Annotated in this window: 16 protein-coding genes; 12 read left to right on the top strand and 4 right to left on the bottom strand. The window is 62.6% G+C overall.

Features of this window, described 5'->3' with window-relative positions; genetic code table 11:
- The first annotated feature begins 8 nt into the window (after nt 1-8).
- The 4 genes from E3E11_RS02570 (at nt 9) to murA (ending at nt 3,946) form a co-directional block, all read left to right on the top strand.
- Nucleotides 9-341 carry a hypothetical protein gene (locus E3E11_RS02570; protein WP_141451050.1) on the top strand — a complete coding sequence of 111 codons (333 nt, stop codon included), beginning with the start codon at nt 9-11 and terminating at the stop codon, nt 339-341.
- Nucleotides 338-1,669, top strand: coding sequence for a DMT family transporter (locus tag E3E11_RS08625; protein WP_141451049.1), 1,332 nt, complete (start codon nt 338-340; stop codon nt 1,667-1,669). Before E3E11_RS02570 ends, E3E11_RS08625 begins: the two co-directional genes overlap by 4 nt.
- Nucleotides 1,670-1,874: 205 nt before the next feature.
- The gene (gene dcd, locus E3E11_RS02560) at nt 1,875-2,426 is read left to right on the top strand and encodes a dCTP deaminase (RefSeq protein WP_141451048.1); all 552 of its coding nucleotides are present in this window, start codon (nt 1,875-1,877) and stop codon (nt 2,424-2,426) included.
- 257 nt (nt 2,427-2,683) lie between these two features.
- On the top strand, nt 2,684-3,946 hold the full coding sequence (murA, locus tag E3E11_RS02555) for a UDP-N-acetylglucosamine 1-carboxyvinyltransferase (protein ID WP_141451047.1): 1,263 nt from the start codon (nt 2,684-2,686) through the stop codon (nt 3,944-3,946).
- Nucleotides 3,947-3,975: 29 nt separating this feature from the next.
- Here the strand turns inward: murA and E3E11_RS02550 are convergent, their stop codons facing one another.
- Together E3E11_RS02550 and E3E11_RS02545 are read right to left on the bottom strand one after the other, a co-directional pair.
- Nucleotides 3,976-4,560: an LOG family protein gene (locus tag E3E11_RS02550; protein WP_141452072.1), complete on the bottom strand. Its 585-nt coding sequence runs from the start codon at nt 4,558-4,560 to the stop codon at nt 3,976-3,978.
- A 133-nt stretch (nt 4,561-4,693) separates the two neighbouring features.
- Nucleotides 4,694-5,968, bottom strand: coding sequence for an MFS transporter (locus tag E3E11_RS02545; RefSeq protein WP_168189186.1), 1,275 nt, complete (start codon nt 5,966-5,968; stop codon nt 4,694-4,696).
- A 684-nt stretch (nt 5,969-6,652) separates the two neighbouring features.
- Between E3E11_RS02545 and E3E11_RS02540 the strand changes: the two genes are divergently transcribed.
- The 7 genes from E3E11_RS02540 to hrpB all read left to right on the top strand — a co-directional run bounded on the left by E3E11_RS02540 (nt 6,653) and on the right by hrpB (nt 14,425).
- Nucleotides 6,653-7,339, top strand: a complete 687-nt coding sequence (locus tag E3E11_RS02540) for an NUDIX domain-containing protein (RefSeq protein ID WP_141451045.1) — start codon at nt 6,653-6,655, stop codon at nt 7,337-7,339.
- A gap of 44 nt (nt 7,340-7,383) precedes the next feature.
- Entirely contained in the window at nt 7,384-8,142 is a 759-nt protein-coding gene (locus E3E11_RS02535) for a TVP38/TMEM64 family protein (RefSeq protein ID WP_141451044.1), read from the top strand.
- Entirely contained in the window at nt 8,120-9,445 is a 1,326-nt protein-coding gene (locus tag E3E11_RS02530) for a multidrug effflux MFS transporter (RefSeq protein ID WP_141451043.1), read from the top strand. The genes E3E11_RS02535 and E3E11_RS02530 overlap by 23 nt, the downstream gene beginning before the upstream one ends.
- The gene (locus tag E3E11_RS02525) at nt 9,442-10,002 is read left to right on the top strand and encodes a response regulator (RefSeq protein ID WP_141451042.1); all 561 of its coding nucleotides are present in this window, start codon (nt 9,442-9,444) and stop codon (nt 10,000-10,002) included. Before E3E11_RS02530 ends, E3E11_RS02525 begins: the two co-directional genes overlap by 4 nt.
- A gap of 75 nt (nt 10,003-10,077) precedes the next feature.
- Entirely contained in the window at nt 10,078-10,725 is a 648-nt protein-coding gene (locus E3E11_RS02520; protein ID WP_141451041.1) for an adenine phosphoribosyltransferase, read from the top strand.
- A 54-nt stretch (nt 10,726-10,779) separates the two neighbouring features.
- The gene (locus tag E3E11_RS02515; RefSeq protein ID WP_141451040.1) at nt 10,780-11,658 is read left to right on the top strand and encodes an NADPH-dependent oxidoreductase; all 879 of its coding nucleotides are present in this window, start codon (nt 10,780-10,782) and stop codon (nt 11,656-11,658) included.
- A 16-nt stretch (nt 11,659-11,674) separates the two neighbouring features.
- Nucleotides 11,675-14,425 (top strand): ATP-dependent helicase HrpB, encoded by a 2,751-nt coding sequence (gene hrpB, locus E3E11_RS02510; protein WP_141451039.1) that lies wholly within the window; start codon nt 11,675-11,677, stop codon nt 14,423-14,425.
- A 40-nt stretch (nt 14,426-14,465) separates the two neighbouring features.
- Here hrpB and E3E11_RS02505 read toward each other — a convergent pair whose 3' ends face one another.
- Nucleotides 14,466-14,891 carry an EamA family transporter gene (locus E3E11_RS02505; protein WP_141451038.1) on the bottom strand — a complete coding sequence of 142 codons (426 nt, stop codon included), beginning with the start codon at nt 14,889-14,891 and terminating at the stop codon, nt 14,466-14,468.
- Between the two features lie 391 nt (nt 14,892-15,282).
- On the opposite strand from E3E11_RS02505, the gene E3E11_RS02500 reads away from it, so the two are divergent.
- Nucleotides 15,283-16,776, top strand: coding sequence for a S1C family serine protease (locus E3E11_RS02500; protein WP_231118967.1), 1,494 nt, complete (start codon nt 15,283-15,285; stop codon nt 16,774-16,776).
- A 49-nt stretch (nt 16,777-16,825) separates the two neighbouring features.
- Here the strand turns inward: E3E11_RS02500 and E3E11_RS02495 are convergent, their stop codons facing one another.
- Nucleotides 16,826-17,698 carry an SIMPL domain-containing protein gene (locus E3E11_RS02495; RefSeq protein ID WP_141451037.1) on the bottom strand — a complete coding sequence of 291 codons (873 nt, stop codon included), beginning with the start codon at nt 17,696-17,698 and terminating at the stop codon, nt 16,826-16,828.
- Nucleotides 17,699-17,756: the final 58 nt, after the last annotated feature.

The following is a 17,756-nucleotide window of genomic DNA, read 5'->3' as shown; positions in this document are numbered from 1 at the left end:
GGATACCGATGGAGAACAAGGGCTCGCCGCACGCTGCGTCCAGTCAGGTTCTGACCGGACAAGGGACTTCTGAACACGCGCAAAACCGCACCCCGATTAGCTCTCCGGTCAGCGCCGGTTCCAGCCAGTCGCGCCTGACTGCAAAGGCGGAACGCGACCGCCAGGCACGCCTGGAACGTGAGGCCCGGGCTCTGCGTGCCAATCTGGCGCGGCGCAAACGTCAGCAGCGCGACATGGCCCGGCAGGGTTCCCAGCTTCAGCAGGTCCGCGGCGAATCGGCCGCCAGCCCGGCGACAAAGGCTGTAGCGTGCCGGGCTCCTGAAACGGAAGCGACCTCATGACCAGCCCCGCTTCTCCCCAAGAGCAGAAGGGTGACGGGCCGTCTGCCGGGGCGCCGGCGGTCTCTGTCTCGAGCCCCTTGGTAGCTGAGCCCCCGGCACATCCGTCGTCGCACCAGAAAGAAGGTCTGGCGCGTTACCTGCCGACGCTGCCTGAAATCTCGCTGGCCATTGTTACCGTCTTCTGGGGCGGAACGTATTACGTGCTGCATCTGGCGATGGAATCCAGCGGCCCCTGTTTCTTTGTGGGCGTGCGCTTTCTCATCGCCGCTTTCTTTGTCATGCTGATGACAGGTCCCAGCTGCCTTCTCGGCATGACACGGCGCGAGATCGTCAATGGCAGTCTGATCGGCACAGCGCTTTCAGTCGGCTATATGCTCCAGAGTGCCGGGCTTGAGACCATTCCCAGCAGCCGCTCAGCCTTCCTGACCGCTCTTTACGTGCCGCTGGTACCACTTCTGCAGTGGCTGGTGCAGCGCAAGCCGCCCAGCCTGATGAGCTGGGTCGGTATTCTCCTGGCCTTTACCGGCCTGGTGCTGCTGGCCGGGCCCCAGAAAGACGGACTGCATTTCAGCACAGGCGATATCTACACCCTTGTCGGCACCGTTGCTTTCGCGTTCGAGATCCTGTTCATCAGCATGTTTGCTGTCGGGGCCAACAGCAAGCGCATCACGATCGTCCAGCTGGTTTTCGGTGGATTGCTGGCTTTTGCCTGCATGATTGTAACCGGTGAACACCTGCCCTCCTTTCATGCGCCCTGGGTCTGGTGTGCAGTGGCCATGGGGCTGCTGAGCGCTTGCGTCCAACTGGTGATGAACTGGGCACAGAAATCGGTTCCGGCCACCAAAGCTACGATGATCTACTCCACTGAGCCGATCTGGGGGGGGCTGATCGGTCACCTGATGGGTGAGCCACTCGGCCCCACGACCGTTATGGGAGCTGGCTGCATTGTGGGGGGTGTGGTCTGCAGCGAGCTTCGCCCGCGCTGGCCGCATTTCCGCCGCACCCTGCGTGGGGCTGCAGTACAGCGCCCGCTCCGCAAGCCCCGCCGGCGCCGGCCTTCCATGTCGGAGCTGCTTTTTCGCGATGACATGTTCAGCCGCCTGCCTATCACCCATCCGGCCGCCGCCCTTTCCCCGACAGTCTGGGACCGACCGCGCCGCAGGGCCGCCTGGTTTTCCCGCGGTTCTGCCTCTGCACCGCAGGCCGCTGCCAACGCGCCCACGCCCCGACCTGCCTCCGGTGGATCAGCCCCTGTCGAAACGGAAACCGGTTCAGGTAAAAGTGGCTCCGAAACCGTTCCTGAGCCAGCTGAAAATTCGGAGAAATAAAGCTGAGGGGCGCAGAGGCACGGAAAGATTCTGACCACCGGCTCATTTTGCACTTGTCTGCCAGGAGCGTTGCGCTCAGAAGCGGGGCAGTCTAGAGCGAAAGGGTTCTTCTCTCACGGGAGTGGGCGGCCAGCGCAAGGGCAGAGCGGGGCTTTCAGAAGCCAGAAATGCAAACACATACCAGCAACCGAGAGGAGACGATGCCATGTCCATCATGCCCGACAGCTGGATCCGGGAAATGGCTCTGCAACACGGCATGATCACGCCATTCGTTGAAGCGCAGAAGCGTGAGGGCGTGATCTCCTACGGCCTCTCCTCTTATGGCTATGATGCACGCGTGGCTGATGAATTCCGGATCTTCACGGATGTGGACAGCGCCATCGTTGATCCCAAGCATTTCACGCCTGACAGTTTCGTGACCCGCAAAGGCGATATCACCATTCCGCCTAACAGCTTCGCCCTGGCCCATACGGTCGAGACCTTCCGCATCCCCCGTGATGTGCTGGTACTGTGCCTGGGCAAGTCCACTTACGCGCGTTGCGGTATCATCGTGAATGTTACGCCGCTCGAGCCGGAATGGGAGGGGCAGGTGACGATCGAGATCAGCAACACGACCCCGTTGCCCGCCAGGATCTATGCTAATGAGGGCATCTGCCAGTTTCTGTTCTTCAAGGGGGCCAGCCCGTGTGAAGTAAGCTACGCCGACCGGGCGGGGAAATACATGCACCAGACAGGCGTGACGCCCCCAAGGCTGTGAAACCCAGGCTGCAAACCGGGTCCTGATAGAGCCGACCGCCAATGCAGGACCGATACATACAGGATCAATACATAAAAGCGCCTTAAACACTTCTTATCCGTTCCGCTTTTCCGGGTGCTGACCGAGGGGAAGCCGGTATATTGGAAAGCACCAGAGGACCGGGTAACGCAGCGTTCAAGGGCACTCGCAAGGCACACGACAAGACAAAAACAACAGGCCAGAGTCAGCACAGAGATTGAGACAGGAGTCGAGGGAGAATGGACCAGTTCATCATTGAGGGCGGCGCGCGTCTGAACGGGGAAATCCCCATCGGGGGTGCCAAGAATTCCGGCCTCAAGCTGATGGTGGCGGCTTTGCTTTCTCCCGGTCCACTGGTGCTCTCCAATGTGCCTGATATTGCCGATATCCGTACCATGAAGCGCCTGCTGACCGGACTGGGTATGGAGGTTGTGCAGGTTGATCCCCATACTCTCAGCCTGTCGGGGCAGATCACGTCGGTGGAAGCGCCCTATGACATCGTCTCGAAAATGCGCGCTTCCATCCTTGTGCTGGGGCCTCTGTTAGCCCGGGTCGGGGAAGCCAAGGTTTCGCTGCCTGGTGGGTGCGCCATCGGCACCCGCCCGGTTGACCTGCACCTCAAGGGGTTTGAGGCCATGGGGGCGGAAATCGTTCTGGAGAACGGCTACATCAATGCTTCTGCGCCCGGCGGGCTGAAGGGCGCGCGCATCGTTCTGCCTTTCGCCAGTGTCGGTGCGACGGAAAACCTGCTCATGGCTGCCACGCTGGCCAAGGGAACGACAGAGATCGTCAATGCGGCCCGCGAACCCGAGATCGCGGATCTGGCCGGCTGCCTGCGTGCCATGGGCGCACGCATCAGCGGTGAGGGCACGGGGACACTGGTCATTGAAGGCGTGCCCGCGCTGCACGGAGCTGAATATGCCGTGATGCCCGACCGGATCGAATGCGGAACCTATGCCTGTGCCGCTGTGATCACGGGGGGTGACCTGCTGCTGGTCGGTGGGCGGGAAGAGGATCAGGAAGCGGTGATCACGGCTCTGGAGGCCGCAGGTGCGGAGGTTCAGCTCGATCAGCGTGGCCTGCGCGTGCGCGCGCGTGGCCAGCTGCGCGGCATTGACCTGATGACAGAGCCCTATCCGGGCTTCCCCACGGATATGCAGGCCCAGTTCATGGCCATGCTTGCTGTGGCAGATGGCGCTTCAATGATCACGGAAACAATTTTTGAAAACCGTTTTATGCATGTGCCGGAGCTGAACCGCATGGGCGCCAACGTCAACATCCATGGCCGCTCGGCGATTATCCGTGGTGTGCGCGGGCTTTCAGGCGCGCGGGTCATGGCGACCGATCTGCGGGCGTCCTTCTCGCTGATTCTGGCTGGACTGCGGGCGGAAGGGGAAACGGTTCTGAGCCGGATCTACCATCTGGACCGCGGTTATGAAGGCGTGGACCGCAAGCTCGCTGCCTGTGGCGCCGTCATCCGTCGCGTCCGCGCTGAAGCCTGAACCTGGGGCTCGGCCTCGCTGAAGGCCCGTCAGACTGCTGAAGGCAGAGGCCGTTTCAGGTAACGGATCATCGCTTCTGCATCCGCCACAACGCCGAAATATTCCATAAGTGCGGGTTCGGCAAAGCCCTGTTCCACCATCGCTTCAAGGCAGGCCAGCAGCGGATCGGCCCAGCCTGCAGCATTGACCACACAGATGGGCTTGCGCCCCTGGTCAAGCTGGTGATTGACGAGAACTTCGGCAAACTCATCCAATGTACCGATACCACCGGGCAGGATGACGTAAGCCTGTGGCAGCGTGAACAGACGCTCCTTGCGTGAAGGCATGTCAGCTGTCACTTCAAGGTCCGTCACCCCTGCATGCATCCCCTCGCGGCTGTGCAGAAAATGCGGGATGATGCCCTTGACCGTTCCCCCCGCTGCCAGCACCGCGTCGGCCACCTGGCCCATCAATCCGCAATTGCCGCCGCCATAGATCAGCGTGATGCCCGCTTCAGCCAGGGCCGTGCCGACAGCCCGGGCCGCTTCAGTATAAGCTGGCAGCCGTCCGGGCCGTGAGCCGCAGAAGACAGCGCAGCTGGAAACGGTTTCCGGCGCCTGGCGCCCGGCAGTCATTGGTGGGGTGGGAGAAACAGCGTTTTCGGTCAACGAGGCAAGGTCCTTGTGCTTCAGGGATTCTTTCCTGTGGCCGGACTTCGCAGTCGGGCTACGCCAGAAGCGGGCGTAAGGAAAGAGTCTGGTCGGGAATTCAGCCCTGGCGGATCTGTTTGTTGCTCAGCGCCTTCAGCCCGTAGCTGAGGAAAATGCCGCTGAAGCAGAGAACGCCGACGACGGCGAACATCACGGACCAGCTGGAATGGTCCTTGATGTAGCCCATGCACGGTCCCACAAGGAAGATGGTGAGATCGGTAAAGATGGAATAGGCCGCCAGAAGGATGCCGCTGTATTCCGGTCCATCTGTCTTGACCGCTTCTGTGCCAAGGGCCGGGAAGAGCAGAGAGAAGCCGGCAGCGGTAAGGCCGGTTGCCACCATGGCGCTGACTTCGGAATGACCGAAGCTGAAGAGACCCATGGCGATGGTTTCAGTCAGCAGTGACACGGCTGCCACAGGCATGCCGCCACGGATGTCGATCTGGTTGGAGAACAGGATCCGCACCCCGATGAAGACAGCCGCGAAGATTATGAAGGTCAGGCCGATGTCGTACCAGTGGTTGGACTCATAATACAGCGACAGGAACCCGTTGACCGTGCCGAAGCCGAAGGAGCCGGCTGCCAGCCCGGAGCCATAGGGCAGCACCTTGCGCACAGCCGTGAGGAAGGACATCGGCGCGCCTTTGCGGTCCAGGGGTTTGACGCCCACATAGAAGCTCAGCAGGATCAGCGCGCCCACCCCGATGGCGACCGCCAGCATGCCGACAGGCAGAAGACTGCACTGCGGCATGACTTTCGCTCCCAGGAACTCACCGACTGTCACGCCCAGGGCGATGCCCCCGTAAGAGGTGACGCCGTTCCAGGAGATGGCAACAGAGGTATGAGCCAGCCCGACGCGGCGCATGTTCCAGGTGGTGACGGAAGTGGCGGTCCAGCTTTCGGCCCAGCCGATGAACAGCCGGCTCAGCAGAGCGATGCCAAGGGCGACGTAGCGCCACGTGCCGTGCGTCAGCTTGCCGTCAGTGCCGAAGATGGTCGGGATGATGGCTGCAAGACAGACCAGCAGCCCGGAAATGACGCAGGCGATCAGCCCCCAGGTCAGGATCTTCTTGGGGCCGTATTTATCCACAAGCTGGCCTGCCACCAGACGGGTGGCAAAAGTGCCGAGATATTGAAGGGTGATGGTTGTCCCGGCCACCCCTGTATCAAAGCCGAGCGTATTGACCACGAACATGCCGCTCATCACGGCGTTTGGCAGCCCGATGACGAAATAGATCAGCAGGTTGAACAGAACGACCGGAAGGACCCGCAGGGTGGGGTTGGTCGGTAGTTTGGGGTCGGCGGCGGTTCCGACGATCGACTCTTCTGGCACACGCATCTCCCTGGAGGGGTCTAGGCGGAGGGTGAAAACAGGGCGTGGGAGAGGCACCCCGTCTGCCCGATTATAGCCCGATTACGGATTATGATAGTCCGTCCACCCTGCCGGACCGTTCCCGTTCCCGCGCTTGGCCCGACCGGGAGACCGGCAAGAGATCCGGTATCGGTCAGCTGGAAACGGAACCGGACGGCGCAGGCAGCCGGCTCGTTGCATCAAGCGCTTTACCATAAGGGTAGATTGCGCTTCCGTCACGACCTGGTGATGGTGTGTGACGTTCTGCCAGCTTCCCGCTCCCTGCGTATCTTTCCGGGAATGTTCCAGTCATTTTCAGATTCTTCTGCCCCTAGGCGAAAAGGGGTGAGCGGCATGAAACTATCTGCAGAAGCCTGCCTCTGCCAGCGCGTGGCCTGGAGACCTGCAAAGACTGGGAAGACGGATTTCGGGCTTCAGGAAGGCATGAGAAGAGGGGATATTGATCTCGAGCGATAGTTTTGTGGAAAATTTTTTAATAAGTTCACATTTTGTCGTCACCTGTTGCGGGAGGCTGCCTGGCACGCCTGCAGGCGCAGGGGGAAGTCGGGAACGTCTTTTCTCCCAATTAAGGTGTTTTACGTAGCTTGATGACCGTTTCATGCTTTGATCCCCCGACATCACGGTCAGGACCCAGACTGGATTCTCATGGCTCAGAATATTCCTGCCGGCAGTGACGCAGACAGTACCCCCGCTTCGGGTGAGGGGGACGACAGCGACCAGGTCCTGTTTTCCCTTCCTGCCGAAACTCCGGGGGATGCCGATGCGCCGGAGATCAGGGCGGCTCAGGCGGCTGCGGGCTACCGGCTGCTTGGCACGCGCCAGGTCTACCGCAATCCCTGGACGGCCGTGCGTGAAGACGTCTTCCTGCGCCCCGATGGCAGAAAAGGGCTGTATGGCACGGTCGAGCGGGGCACTTTTTCAGTGATCATGCCCCAGCATCGTGATGGCCGTATCACCCTGGTGCGGCAGTTCCGTTACCCGGTTGCAAAACGTCTGTGGGAATTCCCCATGGGCATGTGGGAGGAACGCTCTGATGTGGACCCCGCTGAGCTGGCCCTGGGGGAATTGCGCGAGGAAACGGGGTTGCTTGCCGGCCGTCTCATCGCAGCGGGGATGCTCTATCAGGGGGCGGGTTACTCGACCCAGAAGGGCTATGTGTATCTGGCCCGTGATCTCGAGCGCGGCGACACCGCGCGTGAATCGAGCGAAGCTGACATGACGGCGCATGACGTGACCCTGGAACAGTTCGAGCGCATGATCGCTGAAGGAGAAATCACGTGCATGGTGACCCTGGCCGCTTTCGCGCTTATCCGTGCCCGGGGCCTGCTCTGAGCCAGCCATTAGCTGAAGAGTCTGTTCTGAGAACGTCTGGAAAAATGCCTGCAGATTCTTCCAAGCGGCTTTTGGGCCTTGCAGCCTGGCTTCGTGGGCCGGGAGGTCGTCTGGCACTCTGGGCGCTGGTGCTGATCCTGCTGCCGTTGCTGGCTGCCCGGCTTTCCGCCGGCCGCTGGCTGCTGGCCAGCCTGCAGGCCTGGCGCGGTCATGATGGCAGCTGGCTCGTTTTTCTGGCAGGCGGTGTGCTGTATTGCGCCTGTGGTCTGCCGCGGCAGATGCTGGCCCTGCTGGCCGGGACTATGTTCGGCTTGCTGTCGGGCACTCTGCTTGCCTGTGGCGCTTCAACGGGTGGTGCAATATTGGCTTATGGCGCCGGGTGGCTGTCAGGCCAGCGCGCTGCAGAGGCTGAGTTTCCTAATAATCAGGTCGGTTTCTTCAGCACCCTGCGCCAGACTCTGACACTGGCGCCTTTCCGTACGGTATTGGCCTTGCGTTTTCTGCCTGTCGGCTCCGCTCTGCTGATTTCAGTTTTCTGTGGGCGCATCGGGACGCGTTTTCTGCCCTTCCTCTTTGCGACTCTGCTTGGTGGTCTGCCGCAGAACGTGGTTTTTGTCCTGGCTGGCAATGGCCTCCGTCTGGACCGGCTTGCGCAGGGCGGACTGGCAGCCGGGCTGCTGCTGGTTTCGGGCGTGCTGGGGGTGGTATGTGGGCGCAATGTTCTGCGAGCGCAGCCGGGCAGCCAGGATGATGTTTCTCTGCAGGTCAAAGGAGTGCAGCATGGCCGAACGCCTGCCGCCTGAGGACACTCTTTCTTCCTTATCTGTTTCCGGTTCTTCTGATTCTGGTGGTCCGGGACCGGAAAAGGGGACGAGAAAGCCGCCTCACTGGTTTCCGCTGCTGCTTGGCACGCTGACGGCTGTCGGGCCTGTATCGACGGATGTCTACCTGCCCGCCCTGCCGATGATGGAGGCGCAGCTGCATAGCCCCGCTGGCAGCGGCAGCCTGACCATGACGGCATGGGTGATCGGACTGGCGCTGGGGCAGGTCTGTGTCGGGCCGCTGGCAGACCGCTTCGGGCGCAGAACCCCGCTGCTCATCGGCACACTGGGCTACGCTCTGGCTTCGGTGGGGTGTGCCCTGGCCCAGGGCATGGGGGTGTTGTGTGCCTTCCGGGCACTGGCGGCTTTCATGGGGGCGGCCAGCCTGGTCGTGCCCAACGCCATCGTGCGCGACACGACGAGCGGCAATGCTTCGGCCCGGCTGATGTCGCGCCTGATCGCCGTGCAGGGGGTGGTGCCGATCGCGGCGCCGGCTTTGGGTGGCTTTGCGCTGGCCTGGATCAGCTGGCGCGATATCTTCTGGCTCATGGCTGTCTACGGGCTTCTCTGCATGGTGCTGGTCTTTCTGCTGCTGCCCGAAACGCTGGACGCTGACCATCGCCAGCCTGTCCAGCTGAAGCGCGTGTTGGAGCGTTACTGGCGCATTTTCAACGACCCCACGTTTTTCTATTCCGGGATGGTCTGGATCCTGCAGGGATTTGTGGTTTTCACTTATCTGAGTGCTGCGCCCTATCTGTTCGAGCAGGTCTTTCACTTCACGCCGATGCAGTACGGGCTGCTGTTTGGCGGTTGTGCGATCTGCATGATCGGTGTCTCACAGATCAATGCCGTGCTGGTGGAGCGCATCAGCAGCCAGAAGCTCCTGCGTTTCTGTCTTCTGCTGAGCCTGGGCGGCGCGGTGGCGCTGCTGTGCCTCGCCCTGGCTGCTGCCTGGGTCGTCCATAATGGTGGCCAGCTGGGTCATGACTGGGCTGCTCTCCTGATCGCCGCCATGCTGGCTGTTCTCGCACCTGGCGGCGGGATCGGTCCCAATGCGGCGGCAGCGGCGCTTTATCATCAGGGCCGCAATGCCGGTACGGCAGCGGCCCTGGCGGGGACCGGGCAATACCTGACAGGCGCCCTGGCCAGTGCGCTTTGTGCAGTCCTGCCAGTGGGCACTGCGCTGCCCATGGCGGCCCTGTTTTTTCTCGCTACCCTGGCCATGTGCTACTGCGCCTGGAAAGCCCCGCGCGAAGCAGGAACCGAGGGAAGCAGAACTCCATGAGCTGCGATCGTGGAGAAGTGCAGCCAGGCCTGTGCCTGGTGGGAGAGGATGATCAAATTCTGTGTGCCTTGCTTGAAACCATGCTGGAGCGCGCTGGCTGGACGGTCAGGAGCTTCACATGCGTGGAAGAAGGTCTTGCGGAACTGCACACGCTGGGGGAAGGCCCATCTGACCTTAGGCTGCGCGGACCTCTGGAGACAGGGAGCGCTCTGGCAGGTCAGAAGGCCGGATTGCGGCTGGTGCTGCTGGTTGATCTCAATCTGCCGCTTTCTCTGACCGGCTGCCCTGCAGAGCACAGTTCAGCGCCAGGCGGGCTGACCCTTGTGTGCCGGGCCCGTGAGCTGCTGGCCGAACAGGGCCAGCAGGCAGGGCTGGTGCTGATGTCGGGCGATCAGCTGGCCCATGTGCCATCAGATACGACTTTTCTGCCCAAACCCTTTCGACGTAGCCAATTGCTCGAGACTGTGGCGCGTGCCTGTCCCGCCCTGCCTTTTCTGGGCGGTATTGAAGGGAATGGGGCAAGTGAACGGGTTGAGCCCTTCCACCCTCTCCCCTAGAGAAGGAAAGTCGTTCCAGGCAGCTGAACCGTTTCCCGGCTGATCTGCCTGTTTCCCTGTCCGAAAGGATCTGCCATGTCCCCCTCCGATCTCGAAGCTTCTGTAACTCTCCAGCCGGATCAGAGCGGGTCAGGTCAGGAAAATACAGAGCGGGAAGTCCCGGGTGCCGCTCTTTCAAAGCGGCAGGGCACGCCCTGGCAAGCGCCCCAGCCGCTGGATCTCAAGGCCTTTATCCGTGAAGTGCCTGACTTCCCGAAACCGGGCATACTTTTTTATGATATCTCCACCTTGTTGAGAAACCCGGAGGCGTGGCAGATCGCCACGGCGCGGTTGGCTCAGGAAGTGCTGCGTTTCAGGCCAGACAGCCTGGCCGGGATCGAAAGCCGTGGCTTCCTGAGTGCTGCACCGGTCGCCCAGCGCCTTGGCTGCGGTTTCACCATGCTGCGCAAGCCAGGCAAGCTGCCGGGAGAGACCGTGTCGCTCGCCTACGGCCTGGAATATGGCACGGACACCCTGCAGGTGCAGGCTGATGCTGTCAGGCCCGGAGAGCGAGTGGTGATCCTGGACGACCTGCTTGCTACCGGTGGCACCTTGGCAGCCTCCGTCGCACTTCTGCGTAAGGTGGGGGCTGAAGTGGTCGGCGCCGCTGTCATGATCGAGCTTTCCGAGCTGGGCGGGCGTGAGAAGGTGGACATCCCCGTTGCCAGTCTGATGACCTATTGAAGCAGTTTTCTGAAGCAGTTTTTTCCGGACGAAGTTTCAGTCAGAAGGATTTTCATGCCCTCGTCTTCTTCCCCCTCTGCGGCCGCCCTGGCAGACCTCTGGTACCAGCGCTATCGGACGGCGCTACCCGCAGAGCTGGCGACGCTGCTGCAGGAAGGCGCGCTGCCGGTAAACGATGTTCTGCTGACGGCCCTGCGCCATCACAGCGTGCGCCACTATGCTGACATCCCCCTGCCGGCAGGAGCGCTGGAGCTGGGTATTGCCGCTGCTTCAAGCGCTCCTACGTCCAGCAACCTTCAGACCTGGTCGGTCGTTGCGGTAGAGGACCCCGCCAGGCGCCAGGAGCTGGCTGAACTGTCCGGCCATCAGCCTTATGTGGCGCAGGCGCCGCTGTTTCTGGCCTGGATAGTCGATCTTTCGCGGCTGGAGCGCATGGCTGAACGCGAAGGGCTTGGCAGTGCGGGGCTGGATCATCATGAGGCTTTTCTCATGGCCAGTTTCGATACGGCCCTGGCCGCCCAGAACAGTGCGCTCGCTTTTGAATCCATGGGACTGGGAACTGTGTTCATCGGTGGTCTGCGCAATGAGCCTGAAAAAGTGGCCGAACTTCTGGGTCTGCCGCCCCGTTGTGTAGCAGTCTGCGGACTCAGTGTCGGGGTGCCGGCGCAGATGACGGCAGAGGAGCGCCGCCCGGCGATCAAGCCGCGACTGGGCCAGGAGGTGATTCTGCACCGTGAACATTACAGTGCGCAGGAGGAACCGGCCCATATTGCGGCCTATGACAGCCGCGCTGATACCTACCAGCAGGAACAGGGCCTGCCTTCACGGCAGTGGTCCAGCACGGCGGCCGGACGGATGGCCGAAGCTTCCGGTCTGGGAGAACGGGCCATGATGGGCGCGATCCTGAAGCGGCTCGGCTTTCCGCTCAAGTAAGGCTGATACTTTTCCGATGTCGCCGCATCCGGTCTTTCCCCAGCCACTGGCCGCGCGGATCGGTGATCTGCCGGTCTGTGACATCCTGCCTGAACTTTTCGCCACCCTGGCGCGGACTTCCAACGCTGTGCTGGCGGCCCCGCCAGGAGCGGGCAAAACAACGCTGGTGCCTCTGGCCCTGCTGGCCCGGCAGCCGGAGTGGCTGGGCCGGGAGGGCAGAATTCTTCTGGTCGAGCCGCGCCGCGTGGCGGTCAGGGGGGCCGCGGGCCGCATGGCGGATCTGCTGGGTGAAAAGCCAGGGGGCACCATCGGTTTCCGGACCCGGCCGGAAAGTGCTGTTTCAGCCCGGACGCGCATCGAGGTGATCACCGAAGGGCTTCTGGTGCGCAGGTTACTGGATGATCCGCTGCTTGAAGGGGTGGAAGCGGTCATTTTTGACGAAGTGCATGAGCGCTCGCTGGACGGCGATACAGGGCTGGCCCTGTGTCTGGACCTGCAACGGCATTTCCGTCCCGCCCTGCGCCTGCTGGCCATGTCGGCAACGCTGGACAGCGCAATCTTCACCCAGGGCCTGGCCCTTCCCGGAGAGCGGGGTCCGGAGGGGGTCGGCCTGCAGCCTGCACCGCTCATTGAAAGTGCGGGCCAGCTTTTTCCGGTCGAGACCCGCCATGGGCCTGACGTGCTGGCGGGAGGGGGCAGCTCAGGCGCCCGGGGGCCAGGCGGCAGGCATGCTTCCAAGGCGCCGCACCTGCCGGAAGCCTGCGCCGCTGCCGTAAGGCAGGCCTGGGGCGAGGAGGAAGGTTCAATTCTGGCTTTTCTGCCCGGCCTTGGGGAAATTCGCCGCACCCAGGCCCTTCTGCAGGATCTGCCGGTATTTCCGCTTTATGGCGAGCAGAACCTGGAGGAACAGAACCGCGCTCTTGACCCGCAGGTCGGCCGCCGGATCGTGCTGGCGACCTCCATAGCCGAGACTTCGCTGACCGTGCCCGGAGTGCGCGTGGTGATTGACGGCGGCTGGCGGCGCAAGCCTGAGCGCGACCCGGGAACGGGCCTGTCACGCCTGCGCACGCGCCGCATATCGCGCGCTACAGCTGCGCAGCGGGCGGGGCGCGCGGGGCGTCAGGGGCCGGGGATTACTGTGCGGTTGTGGTCGGAGATGACCCAGCGCGCTCTGCCGGTGCAGGAGAAGCCTGCGATCGGCGAGGCTGACCTGGCCGATTTCGCCCTGGTGACGGCCGCCTGGGAGAAAATCATGGGCACGCCGCCGGAACAGCTCCCCATGCTTGAGGCCGCGCCGACCGGCACGCTGGCTGCCGGACGCAGCCTGTTGCAGAAGCTGGGCGCGCTGGACGGGCAGGGTCAGCTTTCCCCTTTGGGCGAGCGCATGCTCCGTTTTGGCACGCATCCCCGTCTTGCTGCCATGCTGTGTGCAGCCCGGACGCCGCAGGAGCATGTGGTTGCGGCCTGTCTGGCCTCCCTTCTTGATGAGCGTGACCCCCTGCGTGCGCCTGCCTCTGCCAGCTCGGGCGGACGCAGTGAAGCGGGCGTGGATATCGTGGAGCGGCTGAAACTGTTCTCTCCCGACCCGTTGCTCAGGCAGTCGGCGGGTGGAGGCGCAGTGCCGGTTCCGCGCCATGTTCTGCAACGCCTGAAGGAAGGGGCGCAGCGCTACTGGCGACGTGGCGGGAGGCAGGAAAAGGCGCTGGATTTCAGCCTGCTTGATTCGCTTTTGCGGCAAGAGGAGGGGGGGAATACAGGGACCCAGCCGGCAGACAGACCCGGCTCTGATATCGTCGGTCGCCTGATCGCTGCCGGTTTTCCAGATTACCTGGGCTTGCGCAACGGGGAAGGGCGGTACCGCTTGGCGGGTGGAGGCAGCGCGTCGCTTGGACTGCGTGATCCGCTGAGCCGCGAGAAGATGCTGGCCTGTGCCGCGCTTCATGTCGGAAAAGGCACGGCCATCACCCTGGCAGCGCCTCTCTCGCCTGACCGGTTGCCGCCAGCCGTCCAGGCCCAGGTGACCCACCGGCGCGAAGGGGCCTTCGATGGGGTCACGGGGCGCGTGGTGATACGGGACCGCCAGAGCCTGGGGGCTTTGGTCCTGCAGGACCGCAATGTCCGCGCTACTCCTGACGAAGCGTTGCCGTGGCTGCTCAGCCAGGCCGCAGGCGCTCTGGAGACCGCGCTGCCCTGGACGGAGGCCGCACGACAGTTCCAGGCGCGTGTTGCCCTGGCCCGCCAGCTGGGCACTCAGAGCGGGGGAAAGCAGGAAAGCGTGCTGGCCAGTCTGCCGGACCTTTCCGATGAGGCGCTGAGCCGCACCCTGGAGGGCGAGGACTCCTGGCTTGCCCCCTATCTGGCAGGGTGCGACAGCATGGGGCAGCTGCAGGAGCTGGATCTCCTGAATATTCTGCGTGCCAGACTGGATCATGGGCAGCTTTCAGCGCTTGAGCCGTGCTGTCCTGCCCGTATTTCCCTGAAGAACACTACCCTTGCAGTGGATTATACGGCTTCTGTTCCGACGGTTTCGGCACGGGCGCAGATTTTTTATGGCACCACCTCCCTGCCGCGCATCGGTGGTCAGCCGCTTCAGGTGGTGCTGCTGTCACCGGCCGGCAGACCCCAGGCCATTACCGCGGATCTGGCGCGCTTCTGGCAGGAAGGCTGGTCGGACATGCGCCGCGACATGAGAGGCCGCTACCCCAAGCACGCCTGGCCGGAAAATCCGGCCCTGGCCCAGCCGCCGTCACGCCCTCGGCGTGAATGAGCGGGGCTGGAATTTTCCGGACGGCTGCCAGGTTTCTCCCTCAGCGCCGCGCGATCACCAGCAGGCCAGCCACGATCAGAGCGCAGCCCACGCCCATTCTCCAGGTGACGGCCTCGCCCAGAAACATCCAGGCCAGCAGCATGGCCACCACCACGCTTCCCTTGTCGATAAGGGCGACATTGGCGACATCACCGAGCTTGAGGGCTTTGTAGTAGAAAATCCATGACAGCGCCGTGGTCAGCCCGGACAGGCCAAGCCACAGCCAGTTGTCGCCCCGCAGCGCGTTCACCTCACGCGCAGGGACCAGGGCAATAACGAGCAGAAAGACGAAAGCCGACACGAAAAGGGTACGTACACCCAAGCCAAGCTCGGCCGAGATGCCGTTCAACCCCATCTTGGCAATGACTGAAGTGCAGCCAGCAAAAACCATGGAAGCCAGGGCGTAAAGCAGCCATCTGTTATCCATTGCTGATGTTCCCCACAGATTTTTCATCTTTCCGGATTCTGATTTTGTTTGGTCTTTTCAGCTGTATCTGCAAGGCTGTGGCCGCAAAGTCACGGGTAGGGGAAGAGAAAGCCCCAACCTGCTGAAGGGTGGCGATGAAACGGTCATTTATGGCTATATGAAAGACGAAACTCGATCAGTTGACAAATCTTCTGCAGCAGGTGCGCGCTGCGCTGGCGCGTTCAGCCTGCGCCTGGGGTTTGCGGGGTGGGCTCTGCTTGGCTGGCTAGTAATTTCAAGCAGTCTTTCTTGAGGCCTGGGCGGCTTGCTGAAGTGAAGTGGCGGCAGGATCCAGGTCGGGCTTTTCGGACGGCATTGCCGGTGTGGCTGTGTAATTGGGGCGGAGACGTTATTGAAACCGGCAATCCTGACAGGTCTCGTTGCAGCCAGCACGGGCATCGTGACCGCAGGTCTCGTTTGTCTGGGGTTTTACTGGTTTGCGCCTGTTTACAGTCTGGAAGAACAGGAAGCAGGCAGCCTCCCTGCCTCGATGCATGGACGCGCGAAATCCGTCTCACCGCCGCTCGTGCTGCCATCGCAGGGAAGCTCGCAGCCTTCTGCAGCTGCTGAAAAGGCTGATCAGGCCCCCCTGCTGGTGGATCTCCCCAGCTTCTCCCCCCTGGTGCGCCGCGTTATCCCGGCTGTTGTGAATATTTCCCTTGTGGACAATGAGCCGCCTCCCACGCCTGCCCGCAATGGCCGCACCCCAGGGACCAGCCGCAGCCAGGGTCACGGCCGGTCTTCCGCCCAGGGAACGACCGGCAATGAACCCGGCACTTCGGATGAAGCCACGTCGGGCGGAGAGGGGGAACAGGCCTCCAGCCGCGGCACGCCCCATGCATCCACCGGCCCAGCCCCGCATGGGAAAGGGGCGGCGGCTGGACGAAGCCATCATGGCCGCAATTCCAGAACTGGCCTGCGCCATGAACGCCCTCATGCGAAGACCCCGCATTCTGCTGTACCGCACGGCCATTCCGCTGCTCGCCATTCCGGTGCGGGCAACAGGCCAGTCCGCCGCCAGGTCCGACCGGTGGAAGACGATACGAACGGGGCGGGCTCCGGCTTCCTGATCGACCCGAGCGGCATCATCGTAACCAACCGCCACGTGGTCGGTGAAGCGGCACATGTCAGCGTGGCCCTGTCTGACGGGCGTATCCTCAAGGCCCATCTGCTGGGTGCTGATCCGATGACCGACATTGCGGTCATCAAGGTCAACAGCGATACCCCCCTGCCTTATGTCACCTGGGGCGACAGCCGCCTGGTGGAGATCGGTGACTGGATCATGGTGGCCGGCAATCCGTTCGGTTTCGGTTCATCAGTGACGGCGGGGATCGTCTCAGCTGTCGGGCGGGACCTCGGGATCGGCGCGCTTGACAACTTCATGCAGCTGGATGCGCCCATCAATCCCGGCAATTCAGGCGGTCCGGCTTTCAATCTCCGGGGCGAGGTGGTGGCTGTCAACGCAGCCATTGCTTCGCCCAGCGATGGCTCAGTGGGTATCGGCTTCGGTATTCCGGCCGAGATCGTGGCCGGCGTGGTGAATGATATCATCCGCACAGGCCATGTGGACCATGGCTGGCTGGGCGTGACCCTGAACGATGCCACCGCTCCGATGTGGGTGGAGGAACTCGATCCCCATGGCGCCGCCTGGAAGGGCGGTCTGCGTAAGGGAGACGAGATTCTGGCGATGGGTGACGTACCGGTTCACGACGCACGAACCGTGCTGCGCAGTGTCGCGGCGGCGCATCCCGGCACGGTGTTCAACTTCACGATCCGACGCGACGGAGCCATCCGCACCCTGGCGATCAGGCTGGGGAAATACCCGCTTTCCGATCTGGGAGAGTGAAGAGGGTGGTGACGGTCCTCTGCCTCACAGACAGAGGATCGGATGGGGTTCAGAACGGGTGGCGGGTATCAGGATGAGGCGGCGGGGCGTCAGGGCCTTCCCGGTCCATGTCCTTGCCGGAATGGGGACGGCCCAGCATGGCCTTGACCTGCACGGTCACGCGCACGCTCTGCTCATCGGGCGTGCTCTGGGGCGGCACGGGCGCTGAGAAACGCGCAGCTTTCGCCAGCATCAGGGGATGGGGGAAGGGATTGGAGGATTCGTCGAAAATGCCGACCTGCATCAACCCGCGCAGCTGCAGCCCCAGGGCTTTGGCATCAGCTTCCGCCTGAGGGCGGATCTTGGCGAGTGCCTGGGAACGGGCGCTGTCCAGGAGCTTTTCCTTGGTCGCGTCATCGAACGACCAGTCCATTCCTTCAAGAGCCAGACCCTGATTCTGGATCTTTTCAGCCAGTTTCAGCAGCCGCGGTGCATCCGTGCCGCGAAGGGAAAGTTCCTGACGGGCGCTCCAGTGGCGGGGACCATGTTCGGAATAGTCCTGCGTCAGCGTGTAGTTGCCTGCAACGGTGGAGATATCCGTCTGGCCGGCGGCCAGCTTCATGGCGCCTTCAACTTCCTGGTTCAGCGTGGCCTGGGCCTGAGCCGGGGAAGTGCTCTGGCTGTAGGCGGTGAAGTTGAGGGTCAGGACAGTCGGCACCGCCTTGGCAACGCCATGGGTGCTGAAGTTCAGCACCGTGCCGTGCGGATGATGCATCATGCCCATCATTCCCATTCCCATCATGCCTGGCGGTGGGGGCGGGGGACCGGGTGGCAGCTGATGGGCCGGCGCGTCGGCACGGGCATGGCCGGGCATAAGCGGATTGTTCGGTACTGCAAGGGTCGCCAGCAGGGCGACGGGAAGCACTTTAGTGAAAAGCGTCATGAAGGGGCTAACTCCTGATGAACAAACGTGGCGTGTGGAGTACAGCCTTTTCAGATGC

It is taken from the genome of Oecophyllibacter saccharovorans, assembly GCF_006542375.1.
Lineage (GTDB): Bacteria > Pseudomonadota > Alphaproteobacteria > Acetobacterales > Acetobacteraceae > Oecophyllibacter > Oecophyllibacter saccharovorans.
The sequence above is the reverse complement of the archived record's forward strand: the minus strand, read 5'-3'. Positions and strand labels throughout refer to the sequence as shown.